Below are 17,112 nucleotides of genomic sequence, written 5' to 3'. Positions count from 1 at the left end.
TGATTTTCGTTAAAAAGTGATTTTTTCAAGAGCGTTTATTCTAATTTATTGGTTTTTCGACAAAACATGCCGTCTGAAAACCAACTTTGCGCGTATAATGGCGCCTGTTTTTTTAAAGTATGCACGACAATGGATATTTCCGATTTTGATTTTGAATTGCCCGAAAAACTGATTGCTCAGCATCCTCCGGAAGTGCGCGGCAGTAGCAGGCTTCTGGTTGCCTTGCCTACATTGCCGATTGAAGACAAACATTTCGGCGATTTACCCGATTATGTCGCACCGGGCGATGTGCTGGTGTTTAACAATACCAAAGTGATGAAGGCACGCCTGTTCGGCCAAAAAGCCAGCGGCGGCAAAATCGAAGCCCTGATTGAGCGGGTATTGGACGCGCATACCGCATTGGCGCATATCCGTTCGTCCAAATCGCCGAAACCGGGTACAGAATTGATTTTTGAAGGCGATATCCGTGCAGTCATGATGGAACGTGCGGAAGAATTGTTTTGCCTGAAATTTGAAGGCGAGCAAACCGTTTACGAACTTTTAGAGCAAAACGGCCATCTGCCCTTGCCGCCTTATATCGAACGCGCGGCCGATGATGAGGACGACAGCCGCTATCAGACCGTGTACGCCAAATATCAAGGCGCAGTGGCCGCGCCGACGGCAGGCTTACACTTTACCGATGAATTGTTGGGCCGTCTGAAAGCCAAAGGCGTAGAAACCGCAGAAGTGACCCTGCACGTCGGTGCCGGCACATTCCAACCCGTGCGCGTCGATAAAATTGAAGAACACAAAATGCACAGCGAGTGGTTTGACGTACCAGCCGAGACCGTTGCTGCCGTTGAAGCCGCCAAAGCGCGCGGCAATAAGGTGTGGGCGGTGGGCACAACCTCCATGCGCGCCTTGGAATCCGCCGCACGCGAAACAGGCCGTCTGAGAGCCGGTCGCGGCGATACCGATATTTTCATTACGCCAGGCTACCGCTTCAATGTTACCGACCGATTGATTACCAACTTCCACCTGCCCAAATCAACCTTGCTGATGCTCGTCAGCGCGTTTTCGGGCATGGAGCATATCCGCAGCGTTTACCGTCATGCGGTGGAACAGGAATACCGCTTTTTCAGCTATGGCGATGCGATGATTTTGGGGAAAGTGGAATAAATTTGAAGCGGATTGGAGCGTTTCAAACTGGTTATTTGGGTTGTCCCGAATCTGAATCAGTTGAAATGCTCTATTAAAACACGCGAAGTTGTTGGGATTTTAGTTGTAAGAAATAAAGTACAAAAACAAAAAGGCCGTCTGAAAATAGTTTTTCAGACGGCCTTTTATCTTTCCATGCTTAGGCGTCGATGTTTTGTGCCAGCAGGGCGTTGTTTTCGATGAAGGCGCGGCGCGGTTCGACTTCGTCGCCCATCAGGGTGACGAACACTTCGTCGGCGGCGATGGCGTCTTCGATGCGGACTTTCAGGAGGCGGCGGACGGTAGGATCCATCGTGGTTTCCCAAAGTTGTTCCGGGTTCATCTCGCCCAAGCCTTTGTATCGTTGGATGGACATGCCTTTTTGGGCAACGCTCATCAAGATGTCCAAAGCGCCTTCAAAGCTGTCGATGTCGTATTCATTGTCGCCTTTGTAGAGCTTCGCCCCTTTGCCGACCATGCCTTTGAGTGCGGCGGCGGTTTGGGTAAGGGTTTGGTAGGCTTTGCTGTTGAGGAACTTAGGCTCGAGGTAGCTCACCATCACATTGCCGTGCAGCTTGCGTGTGATTTTGATGAACTGGTGTCCTTCGTGGCCTTCGATGCGTTCAAGTGCGACTTCTTTTTCGTCCAAGAGGCCGCTCAATTCGGCAACGGCGCGGTCTGCGCTTTCTGCTGTACTGAGGTCGACCGGCGAAGCGTGCAGCATGGCGTGCAGGACGAGTTCGTCAATGATGCGGCTTTCTTGCTCGATAACGGTTTTGGCCAACAGGAATTGTTTGGCGGTATTGGCAAGCTCTTCGCCTTCGATGGTGCGGCCGTCTGAAACGATTTTGGCTTTTTCCAAGGCCAAGCCGAGCAGCCATTGGTCTTTTTCCAATTCGTCTTTGAGATAGCGCTCTTGTTTGCCATATTTGGCTTTGTACAAAGGCGGCTGGGCAATATAGATGTAGCCGCGTTCGACCAGCTCGGGCATTTGGCGGTAGAAGAAGGTCAGGAGCAGGGTGCGGATGTGCGCGCCGTCCACGTCGGCATCGGTCATGATGATGATGCGGTGGTAGCGCAGTTTTTCGGCATTGAATTCTTCTTTGCCGATGCCTGCTCCCAAAGCGGTAATCAGCGTGGCGACTTCTTGGCTGGCCAGCATTTTTTCAAAACGTGCTTTTTCGACGTTCAAAATTTTACCTTTGAGCGGCAAAATTGCTTGGAATTTGCGGTCGCGGCCCTGCATGGCGGAACCGCCTGCGGAGTCGCCCTCGACGAGGTAGAGTTCGGACAGGGCAGGGTCTTTTTCTTGGCAGTCGGCAAGTTTGCCCGGCAGGCCCAAACCGTCCATCACGCCTTTGCGGCGGGTAATTTCGCGTGCTTTGCGTGCGGCTTCGCGCGCGCGGGCGGCATCGACGATTTTGCTGGTGATGATTTTGGCTTCGGTCGGGTTTTCTTCAAGGAAGTCGGTCAAGGCTTGGTTGATGACTTCGTTGACGACGGGGCCGATTTCGCTGGAAACCAGTTTGTCTTTGGTTTGCGATGAGAATTTTGGGTCGGGCAGTTTGACGGATAAAACGCAGGTCAGGCCTTCGCGCATATCGTCGCCGGCGGTTTCCACTTTGGCTTTTTTGGCGACTTCGTTGGCTTCGATATAGTTGTTGATGGTACGGGTCATCACTTGGCGCAGTGCGGTCAAGTGCGTACCGCCGTCGCGTTGCGGAATGTTGTTGGTAAAACATTGCACGCTTTCCTGATAGCTGTCGTTCCACTGCATCGCACATTCGACACTCATGCCGTCTTTCTCGCCGAACGCGTAGAAGATTTTTTCGTGCAACGGCGTTTTTTTGCGGTTCATGTATTGTACGAAACCTGCCACGCCGCCGGAAAGGGCGAAGCTTTCGTGTTTGCCGTCGCGTTCGTCAATCAATTCGATGTCCACGCCGTTGTTCAGGAAGGAAAGTTCGCGGATGCGTTTGGCGAGGATGTCGAAGCTGTATTCGACGTTGCCGAAGGTTTCCGCGCTGGCGAGGAAGCGCACGGTCGTGCCTTTTTTGTCGGAATCGCCGACTACTCGCAACGGCTCTTCGGTTTCGCCGCGTACGAAACGGACGAAGTGTTCTTTGCCGTCGCGGTAGATGGTCAGCGTTACCCAGTCGGACAGCGCGTTGACGACGGATACGCCCACGCCGTGCAAGCCGCCGGAGATTTTGTAGCTGTTGTTGTCGAATTTGCCGCCTGCGTGCAAGACGGTCATGATGACTTCGGCGGCAGAGCGGCCTTCTTTCGGGTGGATACCGGTCGGCATGCCGCGGCCGTTGTCGGCCACGCTGACGGAATTGTCGGCATGGATGGTTACGGTGATTTTGTCGCAATGTCCGGCGAGCGCTTCGTCAATGGCGTTGTCGAGCACCTCGAACACCATGTGGTGCAGGCCGCTGCCGTCCTGCGTGTCGCCGATATACATACCGGGGCGTTTGCGTACCGCTTCCAAGCCTTCCAGCACTTGTATGCTGTCGGCGCCGTATTCTTCGTGTTTTTGGTCAGTCATGGTCTTTTCTTGCTGAATTTCAAGGAATTTTTCCGTGCGCGCGATGAAATATCAAACGGGCGCGGCGGATGTGTTCCGAAAGGTCAAAATAATAGGCAATTATACCTGATTTTGCTGGAATATTCAGCGTTTTAAGTGCAAAAAGGCCGTCTGAAAGATTAAATTTCAGACGGCCTTTGTATCGTAAAACAGGTTTAGCGTTTGACGCCGCTCAATCGCGCCCAGCCTTCTTCGATTTCGGCAGGCTCGATGTCGAACCATTGGCTGTAAATGCCGCTGAGTTCTTCGACTTGTTCGTCCAAAAGGCCGGACAAGACAATGCGGCCGCCTTGTTTGGTACGCGCGGCAAGCATTTCGCCGAGCATACGCAACGGGTTTGCCAGAATGTTGGCGACAACGACATCAAATTGACCTTGCGGCAGGCCGTCCGGCAGGTAGAACTGCGCATTGACGTTGTTTTGCGCGGCATTGTCTTTGCTGGCGCGGATGGCTTGTTCGTCAATGTCTACGCCGATGGCGGAGCCTGCACCGAGTTTGAGGGCGGCAATGGCCAAAATGCCTGAGCCGCAACCGTAGTCCAATACGCTTTCGCCACCTTTGAGTTGCGTGTCGAGCCATTTGAGGCAGAGGCGGGTGGTCGGATGGCTGCCGGTGCCGAAGGCAAGGCCCGGGTCGAGTTGCAGGTTGACGGCGTTGCCGTTGGGCGCTTCGTGCCAAGACGGGGTAATCCACAAGCGCTCGGAAATTTGAATCGGATCGAATTGCGCTTGGGTCAGGCGTACCCAGTCTTGATCTTCAAGGATTTCGCCGGTGTATTTCAAATCGTTCAAACCGCATTCCTGCGCGGCAGTTTCGATAATGGAAGCGGCGTCGTCGCTTTCGCCGAAAAGGGCGATGACTTTGCTTTGTTGCCAGATTTGCTCGGTCGGCATGCCCGGCTCGCCGAAAATAGCCTGCTCGTTTTCTGTACCGGCGTAGGCATCTTCAATGGCGGCGGACAATGCGCCGTGTTCCATCAGCGCGTCGGCAAGGCGTTCGGCGACGGCATCGTTGACGTTGATGGTGATTTGTTGATAGGACATGGTGGGACTTTCTTTTTAATAAGGCCGTCTGAAAATCGACGTTGTGCTTTCAGACGGCCTTGTAAGGTATGAAACCTGATGATGCGGGTTTATCGGTTTTTCAAACCCAGTACGTCTTGCATATCGTACAGGCCTTTTTTGCCGTTTGCCCAAACTGCGGCGCGTACGGCACCGGCGGCAAAGGTCATGCGGCTGCTGGCCTTGTGGGTGATTTCCACGCGCTCGCCGTCAGTGGCGAAGAGGGCGGTGTGGTCGCCGACGATGTCGCCTGCGCGGACGGTGGCAAAACCGATGGTGGACGGATCACGCGGGCCGGTATGACCTTCGCGGCCGTAAACGGCGCATTCTTTGAGGTCGCGGCCGAGTGCGTCGGCAATGACTTCACCCATGCGCAACGCAGTACCGCTTGGGGCATCGACTTTGTGGCGGTGGTGGCCTTCGATGATTTCGATGTCGTAGCCTTCGTTTAACACGCGGGCGACGGTGTCGAGGATGTGGAAGGTCAGGTTGACGCCGACGCTGAAATTGGCTGCAAAAACAACGCCTGTTTTTTCGCCTGCGGCTTGGATGGCGGCTTTGCCTGCGTCGTCGAAACCGGTGGTGCCGATGATGATGTTGACGCCTTTTTCCACGCATTTTTGCAGGTGTTTTAGGGTTGGCTCGGGACGGGTAAAGTCGATGAGGACATCGCTTTGAGCCAGTACGGCATCCACGTCGTCTGAAATGGCAACGCCGGTTTTGAGGCCGGAGGCGAAGCCTGCATCCAAACCCAATACTTCCGAACCGGAATGCTCCAGTGCGCCGGAGAGGACGGCATCGGGATGGTTGTTGACCGCTTCAACCAAAACGCGACCCATGCGGCCGTTGACGCCGGCAATGGCGATTTTCAATGCGCTCATGGGGCTTCCTTATTTCGCGTTGGTTTTGGTAGTCGGAACGACGTTTTGTCCGGCTTGAACGGCTTCGATGGATTTTTGAATGGCATCGCCTTCGGCACGTGCGAGGACGTCGTTTTCAAAGTACAGGGTCAGGTTGCTTTGTTCTTTGATGATGCCGTTGCGGCTGGTGTTGAAAGTGTAATCCCAGCGGTCGGCGTGGAAGGCGTCACGCAGGAGCGGCGTGCCGAGCAGCAGTTGGACTTGGTCGCGGGTCATACCTTGGCGCAGGGAAACCACGGCGCGAGGATTGAGCTCGTTACCTTGAATGATTTTGAGTTTGTAGGATGGAAAGTTGGATACGCGCTCGGCACTGCATGAGGCCAGACCTAAAATAGCGGCGATGGCAAGGCATAAGGCTTTATTCACGGGCTTACCTTTCTGTGTCATTTCGGGAAAGATGTTTATCATCGCTTGAATATTTTTAAAAAGCAAACGATAATCATCTTCTTAATTTTTCTTTTCGCCGATTTTCAATTGCAAGACCGGCGGCAGATTGCCGCCCTTTAACGGCCCAATAGTGGGCAAACGGGCGGAAAGTGCGTATTATAACGGTTATTACCTTACAGGGATATTGAATATTATGGAAAAATTCAGCAACATTGCGCAATTGAAAGACAGCGGTTTGAAAGTTACGGGTCCACGTTTGAAAATTTTGGACTTGTTCGAGACTCATGCCGAGGAGCATTTGAGTGCGGAAGATGTGTACCGTATCCTGTTGGAAGAGGGTGTGGAAATCGGTGTGGCGACGATTTACCGTGTGTTGACCCAGTTTGAACAGGCCGGCATTTTGCAACGTCACCACTTTGAAACCGGCAAAGCGGTTTACGAATTGGACAAAGGCGATCACCACGACCACATCGTCTGCGTGAAATGCGGCGAAGTAACCGAATTCCACAATCCGGAAATCGAAGCGCTGCAAGACAAAATCGCCGAAGAAAACGGCTACCGCATCGTCGATCACGCGCTGTATATGTACGGCGTATGCGGCGAATGCCAAACCAAAACCAAACGTTAATCAGTTTGTATGTTGATTTTTCAGACGGCCTTGGGCATTTTCAGCCTGAGGCCGTCTGAAACTTTATGGGCTTTACGATGAAGATTCCTTTTCTTGCGCCACGGGATTATCGTTTCCCCGACCTGTCTTACGCATTAGATGAATGCGACGGCTTGGTCGGCGTCAGTGGCGATTTGGATACGGGGCGGCTGTTGTCGGCGTATGGGCAGGGGATTTTTCCGTGGTTTAGTCGCGACGGTTGGTTTTTCTGGTATGCGGTTGCGCCGCGAGCCGTGATTGTGCCGGGAAGCCTGCATATCGGCCGTTCGCTCGCCAAAACTTTGCGTCACAAGCCGTATCGGGTAACGGTCAACCGCTGTTTTGAAAAAGTGATTGCACATTGCGCCAATGTGCCGCGTCCGGAACAGGACGGAACATGGATAGAACCTGCGTTTCAGACGGCCTATTTGAAGCTGCACCATCAGGGGCATGCGCATTCGTTTGAATGCTGGCTGCCGGATGAACAAGGCGAAATGCAGTTGGCAGGCGGGTTTTACGGCGTGCAAATCGGCTGCGTGTTTTATGGCGAGTCGATGTTTGCCTTGCGTCCCGATGCGTCCAAGATTGCGTTTGCCCGCGCCGTACCGTTTTTGGCGGATTTGGGCGTTGCGCTGATAGACTGTCAGCAGGATACCGAACATATGCGCCGTTTCGGTTCGCAGTTGATGGATTTTGCCGACTTTCAGACGGTCTTGAAGGATTTGAATACGAAACCGTTAAAGCGGAATATCGAATGCGGCGTGGTGGCTGAAAATCTTCTGCAAAAGATTGGCGGCGAAGATTGATTTATCGGCACGGCGTGTCGGCAGAATAGACAGTCTGAATATCGTGGCTGGAAAATTAGTTAGAAAATAAATGCGATTCCATTCACTCGAACAGGCCGTCTGAAAATCTTGGTTTAACCGAAATCCTGCCGTGTAATGCTCGGCGCTCATCATGTTAATAGCTGACGAAATCGCTTTTACATGGCAAAATAACGAGTTAAATATTTGTAATAGGGCGGCCTGAAGAGGTTTCAGACGGCCCTGATCTCTTGAAGGAATCAACATGTCTTTGCAAAACATCATTGAAACGGCTTTTGAAAACCGTGCCGAAATCAATCCGAATACCGTTACCCCGGAAGTGCGTGAAGCGGTTTTGGAAACCATCCGCCAACTTGACTCCGGCAAACTGCGCGTTGCCGAGCGTTTGGGTGTGGGTGAATGGAAAGTCAACGAATGGGCGAAAAAAGCCGTATTGCTGTCTTTCCGCATTCAGGACAATGAAATCCTCAACGACGGCGTGAACAAATACTTCGACAAAGTGCCGACTAAATTTGCCGATTGGTCTGAAGACGAATTCCGCAGCGCAGGTTTCCGCGCAGTTCCGGGTGCCGTTGCCCGCCGCGGCAGCTTTGTGGCGAAAAATGTCGTGTTGATGCCTTCTTATGTCAACATCGGCGCATACGTTGACGAAGGAGCGATGGTCGATACTTGGGCGACTGTCGGCTCTTGCGCGCAAATCGGTAAAAACGTGCACTTGAGCGGCGGCGTCGGCATCGGCGGCGTACTCGAGCCTCTGCAAGCCAGTCCGACCATTATTGAAGACAACTGCTTCATCGGTGCGCGTTCTGAAATCGTTGAGGGCGTGATTGTCGAAGAAGGCAGCGTGATTTCCATGGGCGTGTTCATCGGTCAATCCACTAAAATCTTTGACCGTACTACCGGCGAAATCTATCAAGGCCGCGTACCGGCTGGCTCTGTTGTCGTATCCGGCAGCATGCCTTCCAAAGACGGTAGCCACAGCCTCTACTGCGCGGTTATCGTTAAACGCGTGGACGCGCAAACCCGTGCGAAAACTAGCGTGAACGAATTGTTGCGCGGTATCTAAGCGGATAACGATGATGCCGACTGAGGGTTGGCAAAGCCTGCTTTACGGTCGGGTGTGAACACAAAACAGGCAGAATGTTCTGCCTGTTTTTTATGGCTTAAAGGCCGTCTGAAGCGATTTCAGACGGCCTTTTGTTTTTGATGACGGGTTGTTTAAGATAATCGAAGGAGAGGGGTTCTTTGCCTGAAATTACGCTTTCGGCCAGTCGGCGCAATAGTATTGCCAATAGACTTCGATAAAAGGAATCTCGCCGTAATCGCACAACCACGGTTTGGCGCGTGTGGTGTAGTGGATAATGGGCGGGACGGTGTCGGGTTTGGGGAATACTTCGCTGAGGTTTCGTTTTTGGAAATATTCGACTGCGCCGGTCTGGAAGTTCCAAGATTCTTCTAGTTGCAGCCAGTTTTTTTGAAATACGGTGTTTAGAAAGCATTGGTCGCCGTAGGGAACGGATTTGTCAATGGTGGTAGCAGTTTGCAGTAGTTGCGCTGCGATATTGTGTTCCCGCCATTGCGCCAGGTCGACCAACAACATACCGGAATTGAAATAGGGCGTGGTGTGCAGGCCGGTCGGGTGATTCCATTCGGTACGGGCAAGAAAGGAGTCTTGTACCGCCGCAACGGGATAACCGTGCATATCGAGGTTGAACAAATCGTGTAGGGATTGGGTAACCACCATATCGCTGTCGAGATAAAGGGCGCGATCGACAGGCAGGTGCTGCATCATCAGGCGGAAAAATGCGGCATCCGAAATATGGGGCAGGCGGCGATATTGGCTGAAGTCGACTTCGATTTTGACATCATTCAGACGGCTGCCGCTGGCTGCGAGCTTTTGGTTGGTATAGTCGATCCATTCCCGCCTGAAGGTATTGTGCATGAGGTAGAAATTGACATTTTTGTTGTGGGTACAGACGGATTTCATCAGGGTATGAACCTGCTCAGCATAGCCGGTATCGGCGGCAAGGACGATGGTAATGTTGCTCATTGATTAAATTCCCTTTATTTGCAATGTCTTAAGTTTTATCAGTCATTTTCTTGGTCTTGTGCGGTCGGTAAGGCGGCGTGGTCTTCGTTTTCCGACATGGCTTTTTCTAATAAATCGCGTTGCAGTTGCTTACCGGCTTTGATGCCCAATTTGCGCAGTTTTTCGGTGCTGCTGATAAGGTTGCCCCTGCCGGAAACCAAGCGGCCATAGGCCGTCTGAAACTGGGATTGTGCCTGACCAAGCGCTTTATTGATGCCGTCCATGCTTTCGACAAAGCCGACAAATTTGTCATAGAGTTTGCTGCCTGCCTCGGCAATCGCCAGCGCGTTTTGGTTTTGCTGCTCGTTGCGCCAGATGTTGGCAACGGTGCGCAGGGTGGCAAGCAGGGTGCTGGGGCCGGTCAGCATGATGCGTTTGTCGAAACACTCTTGGAAGAGGTTTGGATCATGTTGCAGGGCGAGGAGGTAGGCCGGTTCGACAGGGACGAACATAAAGACGAAGTCCAACGTTTTGACACCCTCAAGGTCGGTGTAATCTTTTGCTGCCAAGCTTTTGATGTGGGCGCGGATACTGGCGACGTGGTTGGCAAGCTCGCGTTCTGCTTCTGCGCCGGTGCTTTGCGTATAGCGGACGTAGGCGGTCAGCGATACTTTGGAGTCGATGACGATTTGTTTGTTGTCGGGCAGATTGATGAGGACGTCGGGCTGGAGGCGGCGTTGGGTGCCGTCTGCTTCGTGGCGGACGCTGGAAGCTTGAACGATGTATTCGCGGCCTTTTTGCAGGCCGGAATTTTCCAATACGCTTTCCAAAATCATCTCGCCCCAGTTGCCTTGGGTTTTGTTTTGCGTGCCGGTCAGTGCAGTGGTCAGCGCTTTGGCATCGTGGTGGAGCTGGGTGTTGAGGGTTTGCAGGCGTTTGAGCTCGTTTTCGATGGTCAAGCGCTCTTTGGCTTCTTTTTCATAAGTCTGCTGAACCAGCTCGCTGAAGCCGTGGATGCGTTCGTTGAGCGGATTGAGCAGTTGCTGGAGATGGTCATGGTTTTGTTCGGTAAAGCGGCGGCTTTTCTCTTCCAGAATAGTGTTGGCGAGGTTTTGGAACTGGTCGCTCAGGTTTTTACGCGCATCTGCCAGCAGGGCCAATTTTTCTTCGGCAGCCTGACGGTCTTTTTCCGATTGGGTGTTGAGGCGCTCATTTTGGACTTGAAGCGCGTGATTTTGCTCCAAAAGGGCGGCGTATTCTTGTTTCAGACGGCCTTTTTCGGCTTCCTGTTGCTGTAAAAGGCTGTTTTTATCGTCGATATTGGCTTTTTCTTGGGTCAGTTGTGTGGAGAGGCGTTCGTTTTGGACTTGCAGCGCATGGTTTTGCTCTAACAGCGTATCGTAGTCTTGTTTCAGACGGCCTTTTTCCGTTTCCTGCTGTTGTAAAAGCGTATTTTTATCCGCACTCAATGCCTGTTCTTGAACCAGTTGCGTGTTTAATCGCTCATTGTTGATTTGCAGGTTTTGCGCGCTTTGCTGCCATTTTGCACATTCGTGTTTTAAAGCTTCGGCTTCGGCCTCGCAATCTTGCAGATAGGCAATCTGTTTTTCGGCTGCGGCAAAGCGGTTGCCTGTCTCCTGCAATTCGTCTTGCAATTCCTGCACGGTATGGCGGCTTTGCGCCAAATCCGCCGCAGTTTGAGCCTGAACCTGTTCGGTAAACTCATGCAGGCGGCGGCTTTCGGCCAATTCTTGCAAAACAATAAAGTGTCGGCTTTGGGCTTGGTAGCGTGTTATCAGCCAAGCAAACAGCGCGCCGATAAAAAATGCGGCCGCGCCGGTCAGGATTAGGGTGGTGTTCATGCTGGAAATAGTCAATATGCAGAATGTTTCACTATATCATATATTTGCAGCGCATTTTATGGTCGGATATGCGCTAGAAACGTGTGTTTTCTTTAAAAGAAGCTATCAAAGGTATTGGTTTTGACTAATTGAAGATTTGGGCTGTGAAAAAGATAAATTTGTAACATTTTGAATTTAAAAATATATTTAATTTAGAGTGCAATTTTGCAACAAAAAAAGCGAGATTTTATGGGGGAAATGAAACACGTTTGTAGTGCGTATGTAATCAAGACATCGGTGTCATTGAAGAAGACATCGGTGTCATTTTCAAAACAAAATATAAATTAACTAAAATCATCATTATGTATATTTTTAGTATTTTATCTTTACGGAAAAGTTGTATTAATTAACGATTAACACGGTATGATTCGTCCTATCGGCAGCGCGGATGCCGGCGAAAAAATGTGTATGTTGTTAAATAACATTTTGTATCTATGAAAAAGGACTACTTAAAATGGGATATTTAATAACGCTTGCTGCCACTTCTTTAATCGGTATGTCCGGAATATTGGCTTCTACCATCGGCATCTCCCATAATATCGAAACGGTAGTACAAAATAATTCAATCATAAACGAATTAATTACAATACTTCAGAAAACGCAACTTAGGCCGTTTTTCGGCCGACAGACAAGAAAGTGAGACAAACAATGAAAACTTTAATCAAACTGGCTGCAGCCTCTTTAATCGGTATGTCCGGCCTGACCGTCGGTGCAACCAATATCGCCCACAATATGGCTGATGCCGATAAATAAAAAATACACAACACACCCTTAAATACACAGAAAAGAGTTAAAATGAAAACATTAATCAAATTGGCCGCAGCTTCTTTGATCGGCATGTCCGGTTTGACAGTTGGCGCAACCAAAATCGCAAAAAATATGGCAGAAGCTGCCAATAAATAAACGCAAGTGAAATTAAGCTTGTTTTGGTGATAAAAAAGGCCGTCTGAACATTCAGACGGCCTTTGTATTTGATGGCAAACCGTTTTATTTGCCGATGCAGAAGCGCGAGAAAATCACGCCCAGCAAATCGTCGGCGGTAAATTCGCCGGTGATTTCGCTGCATGCGTTTTGGGCGAGGCGCAGGTGTTCGGCGAAAAGCTCGATTTGGTTGTTGTTGCAGAGAGCGGCGTTTTCCAGCTCGGCTTCGGCTTCGTGCAAGGCGTTGAGGTGGCGGCTGCGGGCGAGGAACAGGCTTTCGCTTTCGCCCTGCCAGCCGACTTCCTGCAATAGGGCGTGTTTGAGCAAGTCGAGACCCGCGCCGGTTTTGGCGGACAGGCTGATGACGGTGTCCGCGCCGGTTTGCGCGAGGCCGTCTGAACGGACGGCGACGGGTTCGCCGGTCAGGTCGGCTTTGTTGTGGATTTCGATTTTTTTCAAACCTTCGGGCAGGCTGTTCAAAATCGCTTGGGTTTTAGCGTTCACGCCTTCGCGCGGGTCAATCAGAATCAGGGCGACATCGGCTTCGGAGACGGCTTTGCGGCTGCGCTCGATGCCGATTTGTTCGACCACGTCGTCGGTTTCGCGCAGGCCGGCGGTGTCGATGATGTGGACGGGTACGCCGTCGAGGGTGATTTGTTCGCGCACGGTGTCGCGGGTGGTGCCGGCGATGTCGGTTACGATGGCGATGTCGTCGCCCGCCAAGGCGTTGAGCAGGCTGGATTTGCCGACGTTGGGCGCACCGACGAGGACGACATTCATGCCTTCGCGCAAAATCGCGCCTTGTTCCGCACTGGCAAGCACGGTTTTTAGACGGCCTTGCAGCGCTTGGAGCTTGCCGCGCGCATCGGCGGCTTCGAGAAAATCAATGTCTTCTTCGGGGAAGTCTAACGTGGCTTCGACCAGCATCCGCAAAGTAATAAGGTCGTCCACCAGCTCGTGTATGTGTTGGGAAAATGCGCCTTTGAGCGAACGCAATGCCATGCGTGCGGCGGACTTGCTGGAGGCGTCGATAAGGTCGGCGACGCTTTCGGCTTGGGCAAGGTCGAGTTTGTTGTTGAGGAAGGCGCGTTTGGTAAATTCGCCCGGCTCCGCCATGCGTGCGCCCAGTTCGAGGCAGCGCGAGAGCAACATGTCCATCACGACGGGGCCACCGTGTCCCTGCAACTCAATCACATCTTCACCGGTAAAGCTGGCTGGCGCGACGAAGTAGAGCAGGATGCCGTTGTCTATCGGCTGTCCGTCGCCGCCGAGAAAGTCGGTGTAAAGCGCGGTGCGCGGTTTGGGCGTTTTGCCGCCGCTGAGGGTTTGCGCCAAAGGCAGCAGGTTTTTGCCGGAAAGACGGATCACACCGACGCCGCCGCGTCCGGGTGCGGTGGCGATGGCGGCGATGGTGGGTTGGGTTGCGGACATGGTTGGCTCGTATCTGGAATTTAATAGACGGTATTATATAGTGATTTCACGATGATGCAGGCCGTCTGAAAACCTTGATTTCGGTTTCAGACGGCCTTTGACTTTGATGGAATTAAAATGATGAACCTTCCTGCTTCAGAAATTCTGCTTCTTCTTCCGTGGTTTTACGCCCCAATACGGCGTTACGGTGCGGATAGCGTCCGAAGTGGTCGATGATGACTTTGTGTTTGATTTCAAAGGCCAATGCGTTTTCATTGGTATAGCGTTCAAACAGCGGTACGGCTTGTTCATGGATAACTTGGCTTTCGCTGTGCATCAACGGCATTAGCATGAAATGGCGTTCATGCGGAAGGAGGTCGGCGAAGCCGGGTTGGCGAACGGCTTCTTGGGCAAGAATGAGTGCAGCAGTATCTTGGGCAAACGCTTGAGGGCTGTCGCGGAACAGATTGCGCGAGAATTGGTCAAGAATAATGATTTCGGCGAGCCTGCCTTGCAGGGTATCGCGCCAGTGTGAAAGTTCGCCGCGAGCTGCCTGCTGCCAGATATCGAAAAATTGAGCGCGAATTTGGGCATCGAATCCATTGTTGCGGGCAAATTGGAAAGGGTGGTTTTCTTCGGTAAACCAGAAATCTAAGACAGTTTGAGGTGTCATGAAAACTCCTTGAAATAGAGTACAGGGAAAATTGAGGCCGTCTGAAAAATTAGAGAGATGCTTTCAGATCATCTTAACCATCAGCGCTTGCGTGAGAAAAGATCGGTAGCGGAGCGGATTGTTGCTCACAATATGCAATTTATGATCTACATCTTTTCAGGATGGGCTCCTTACTACTCTGGTACAGTTCCTTCACTTTGTTCAAAATATTTTTGTAATTTTGATATAAATTGCCGACAGATTTTATTCGTATGTGGAGACGACGACAATATTTTGCACTTGGAAAACTTTGCTTGCGTTGCCGACATAAGCTGTTGCACCAATCACTGCGATTTTCATGTGTGACTTCTTGTTGAGATTCGATTGATGAGATGAGCGCATGCAAAGGCCGTCTGAAACTTTTAGTTTCAGACGGCCTTTAAATTAAGATGATTAAACGGCGGCGACGGTAAAGCGTTCAAACAAATGCGCTTTGTTTTCCACATCGTCGGCGATGGCGACTGCCAAATCGGCCACGCTGATGCCTGCCGGAATTTCACCGTCCATCAGCAAATCGTCTTTGCCCAAGCGGTATTTGCCGGTTTTGTCTTCGCTGAAACCGCCGTCTGCGCCCAGTCGTGCAGGAGGGGAAACGAAAGACCAGTTCACGTCGCGGCGCGGCAGGAGTTCTGCCAAGAGATGGCGTGCGGCATTGGCGCCGTCGAAAATTTCTTTTGGGAAGTCGGGCGTATCGATAACTTGCAAACCGGGTGCCACATACAGGCTGCCTGCGCCGCCGACGACCAACAAATAAGGCACTTGCGCTGCTTTTGCTGCTTCGACAATGCTGTTTGCGCCGCGTGTGAAATCCGCGCCGATGTTGGGTTTGGTCCAGCCCGGGTTGAACGCGCTGACTACGGCATTAAAACCGGCCAGTTTGTCGGCAAAATCTGCCGCGTTGACATCTGCGGAGACAGCGGCAACATTTTGCGCTTGGAAAACTTTGCCTGTGTTGCGGGCGAAAGCGGTCACTTCATGGCCGCGGCCTGCCAATTCTTGAACGACTGCGTTGCCGACATAACCTGTTGCACCGATAACTGCGATTTTCATAATTGACTCCTTGTGGGGATATGATTGATTAGATGAGTGCATTGTAAGGCCGTCTGAAACGCTTGATAATCCCTGTTTTGCTGTTATGATTGTGAAGTTGAACTACATAATCAGTCGAAATGCAAGACATTAAACCCCTGCTCGTTTTCGCCGCCGTCCTCGAATACGGCAGCATGAACGCCGCCGCTGCCGCGCTGGGCATGACTCCGTCGGCGGTCAGCCAGCACATCAACCGCCTCGAAGCCCTGCACGGCATCAAGCTGTTAAACCGCAGCACGCGCAGCCTTGCGCCTACCGATGCCGGTCGAGCCTTGGGCGAATACTGCCGCCGCTTAGCCGCCACGCTTGCCGATACGCGTACCGTTATCGACAATCTTAAAACCGAACCCGTCGGCGAATTACGTATTTCCCTGACTTCCACCGTCATCGAGTCCCGTGCTTTTCAGACGGCCTTTTCGCGATTGCAAACCGAGTTCCCAAAAATCCGCCCCGTCCTCAATTTCAGCGATACTTTGGACGACCTGCAACACAGTCAAACCGACATCGCCATACGCGGCGGCGACCGCGCTTTGGACGATCCCAACTTGGTTGCGCGCCATCTCGTGACGTGGCCGTATATGATTTGCGCCGCGCCCGATTATCTCGACCGCCATCCGACCATTACCCATCCCTCTCAGCTTCATGCGCACTGCTGGCTGCATTTTTTACCTGTCCGCACCACCTTGCAAAACGGTGAAGAAAGCTATTTCCTTGACGTCGCCGACAGCATTGCCTGCACGCATCTTGCCGCCGCTTGTAGCCTGACCGAAAGCGGTTTCGGTTTGTCTTTGCAAGTGGGCGGCGAAGTGAGGGAGAAAATTGCACAGGGCCGTCTGAAAGTGGTTTTGCCAGAATGGGCATTGCCGCCGGTCAGCCTTTATTTGGTAACGCCTTATCGTGTGCAGTCTGCCAAAACCGAAGCCGCCGCCCGTATTTTCACAGAAAGTTTCGTCAAGGAAGCAGACGCATGAGCGCGGAAAATTGGCGCGTTTACCTGATTTTGTGCGAAAACGGCGCGTTTTATTGCGGCATCAGCAACCGTCCGCAAGAGCGGTTTGCGGCGCATTTGTCAGGAAAAGGCGCGAAATACACGCGTTTGAACAAGCCTGTCGAGATGCACATCGTTTCAGACGGCCTGACTAAAAGTGAGGCGCTGAAACGGGAAATCGGCATTAAGAAATTGACGGCTGAGCAGAAGCGAGGATTGTGGGCTGAAGCTGAAACATTGGCAAAAGACTAATGGCAGCACTGGATTAAATTTTAGTCGGGATATGAATGACCACATAAATAGGTAAGCCTGCTGGAGTCTTTCGCATGGCCAAGCGGCAAATGTTTATTAACATGATTCAAAAAGGCCGTCTGAAACCTGATTGGGATTCAGACGGCCTTTTTAGGATAAGAGGCGGTTTAATGCTTATGGTATTATCTGGAAAGTTTGTAAAAAGT

General features: G+C 51.8%; 15 protein-coding genes. 6 read left to right on the top strand and 9 right to left on the bottom strand.

Features of this window, described 5'->3' with window-relative positions:
• The first annotated feature begins 129 nt into the window (after window positions 1-129).
• Window positions 130-1,158 (top strand): tRNA preQ1(34) S-adenosylmethionine ribosyltransferase-isomerase QueA, encoded by a 1,029-nt coding sequence (gene queA, locus ACTHR7_RS08235; RefSeq protein ID WP_440370636.1) that lies wholly within the window; start codon window positions 130-132, stop codon window positions 1,156-1,158.
• Between the two features lie 178 nt (window positions 1,159-1,336).
• Here queA and gyrB read toward each other — a convergent pair whose 3' ends face one another.
• From gyrB to ACTHR7_RS08215, 4 genes are all read right to left on the bottom strand, one after another.
• A complete protein-coding gene (gene gyrB / locus ACTHR7_RS08230) occupies window positions 1,337-3,727 on the bottom strand; it encodes a DNA topoisomerase (ATP-hydrolyzing) subunit B (protein ID WP_377073697.1) in 2,391 nt (796 codons plus the stop codon).
• A 194-nt stretch (window positions 3,728-3,921) separates the two neighbouring features.
• Window positions 3,922-4,809, bottom strand: coding sequence for a 50S ribosomal protein L11 methyltransferase (gene prmA, locus ACTHR7_RS08225; RefSeq protein WP_377073696.1), 888 nt, complete (start codon window positions 4,807-4,809; stop codon window positions 3,922-3,924).
• An 89-nt stretch (window positions 4,810-4,898) separates the two neighbouring features.
• Window positions 4,899-5,708: a 4-hydroxy-tetrahydrodipicolinate reductase gene (gene dapB, locus ACTHR7_RS08220; protein ID WP_070504004.1), complete on the bottom strand. Its 810-nt coding sequence runs from the start codon at window positions 5,706-5,708 to the stop codon at window positions 4,899-4,901.
• 9 nt (window positions 5,709-5,717) lie between these two features.
• Window positions 5,718-6,113 (bottom strand): outer membrane protein assembly factor BamE, encoded by a 396-nt coding sequence (locus ACTHR7_RS08215; RefSeq protein WP_107867902.1) that lies wholly within the window; start codon window positions 6,111-6,113, stop codon window positions 5,718-5,720.
• Between the two features lie 151 nt (window positions 6,114-6,264).
• Here ACTHR7_RS08215 and fur point away from each other — a divergent pair, with 151 nt between their 5' ends.
• The 3 genes from fur (at window position 6,265) to dapD (ending at window position 8,670) form a co-directional block, all read left to right on the top strand.
• A complete protein-coding gene (gene fur / locus ACTHR7_RS08210; protein WP_003682812.1) occupies window positions 6,265-6,762 on the top strand; it encodes a ferric iron uptake transcriptional regulator in 498 nt (165 codons plus the stop codon).
• Between the two features lie 77 nt (window positions 6,763-6,839).
• The gene (aat, locus tag ACTHR7_RS08205) at window positions 6,840-7,586 is read left to right on the top strand and encodes a leucyl/phenylalanyl-tRNA--protein transferase (protein WP_293206389.1); all 747 of its coding nucleotides are present in this window, start codon (window positions 6,840-6,842) and stop codon (window positions 7,584-7,586) included.
• A 262-nt stretch (window positions 7,587-7,848) separates the two neighbouring features.
• A complete protein-coding gene (dapD, locus tag ACTHR7_RS08200) occupies window positions 7,849-8,670 on the top strand; it encodes a 2,3,4,5-tetrahydropyridine-2,6-dicarboxylate N-succinyltransferase (protein ID WP_003684212.1) in 822 nt (273 codons plus the stop codon).
• Window positions 8,671-8,859: 189 nt separating this feature from the next.
• On the opposite strand, the gene ACTHR7_RS08195 is transcribed toward dapD, so the two are convergent.
• The 5 genes from ACTHR7_RS08195 to ACTHR7_RS08175 all read right to left on the bottom strand — a co-directional run bounded on the left by ACTHR7_RS08195 (window position 8,860) and on the right by ACTHR7_RS08175 (window position 15,627).
• Window positions 8,860-9,654, bottom strand: a complete 795-nt coding sequence (locus ACTHR7_RS08195) for a glycosyltransferase family 8 protein (protein ID WP_107867860.1) — start codon at window positions 9,652-9,654, stop codon at window positions 8,860-8,862.
• Window positions 9,655-9,692: 38 nt separating this feature from the next.
• Window positions 9,693-11,495 carry a DNA recombination protein RmuC gene (gene rmuC / locus ACTHR7_RS08190; protein ID WP_107867859.1) on the bottom strand — a complete coding sequence of 601 codons (1,803 nt, stop codon included), beginning with the start codon at window positions 11,493-11,495 and terminating at the stop codon, window positions 9,693-9,695.
• Window positions 11,496-12,521: 1,026 nt separating this feature from the next.
• The gene (mnmE, locus tag ACTHR7_RS08185; RefSeq protein ID WP_107867858.1) at window positions 12,522-13,886 is read right to left on the bottom strand and encodes a tRNA uridine-5-carboxymethylaminomethyl(34) synthesis GTPase MnmE; all 1,365 of its coding nucleotides are present in this window, start codon (window positions 13,884-13,886) and stop codon (window positions 12,522-12,524) included.
• A gap of 112 nt (window positions 13,887-13,998) precedes the next feature.
• Window positions 13,999-14,538, bottom strand: coding sequence for a DUF924 family protein (locus tag ACTHR7_RS08180; RefSeq protein WP_004520918.1), 540 nt, complete (start codon window positions 14,536-14,538; stop codon window positions 13,999-14,001).
• A gap of 432 nt (window positions 14,539-14,970) precedes the next feature.
• Window positions 14,971-15,627: an NAD(P)-dependent oxidoreductase gene (locus tag ACTHR7_RS08175; RefSeq protein WP_440370635.1), complete on the bottom strand. Its 657-nt coding sequence runs from the start codon at window positions 15,625-15,627 to the stop codon at window positions 14,971-14,973.
• Window positions 15,628-15,746: 119 nt separating this feature from the next.
• On the opposite strand from ACTHR7_RS08175, the gene ACTHR7_RS08170 reads away from it, so the two are divergent.
• Both ACTHR7_RS08170 and ACTHR7_RS08165 read left to right on the top strand, forming a co-directional pair.
• The gene (locus tag ACTHR7_RS08170) at window positions 15,747-16,637 is read left to right on the top strand and encodes a LysR family transcriptional regulator (protein ID WP_293206374.1); all 891 of its coding nucleotides are present in this window, start codon (window positions 15,747-15,749) and stop codon (window positions 16,635-16,637) included.
• Window positions 16,634-16,906: a GIY-YIG nuclease family protein gene (locus ACTHR7_RS08165; protein WP_293206371.1), complete on the top strand. Its 273-nt coding sequence runs from the start codon at window positions 16,634-16,636 to the stop codon at window positions 16,904-16,906. Before ACTHR7_RS08170 ends, ACTHR7_RS08165 begins: the two co-directional genes overlap by 4 nt.
• The last annotated feature ends 206 nt before the right edge of the window (window positions 16,907-17,112 follow it).

Origin of the sequence: Neisseria sp. P0007.S010, assembly GCF_051962875.1 — a bacterium.
In the GTDB taxonomy this organism is placed as follows: Bacteria; Pseudomonadota; Gammaproteobacteria; order Burkholderiales; family Neisseriaceae; genus Neisseria; species Neisseria subflava_A.
This window is presented reverse-complemented; position numbering and strand designations above follow the sequence as displayed.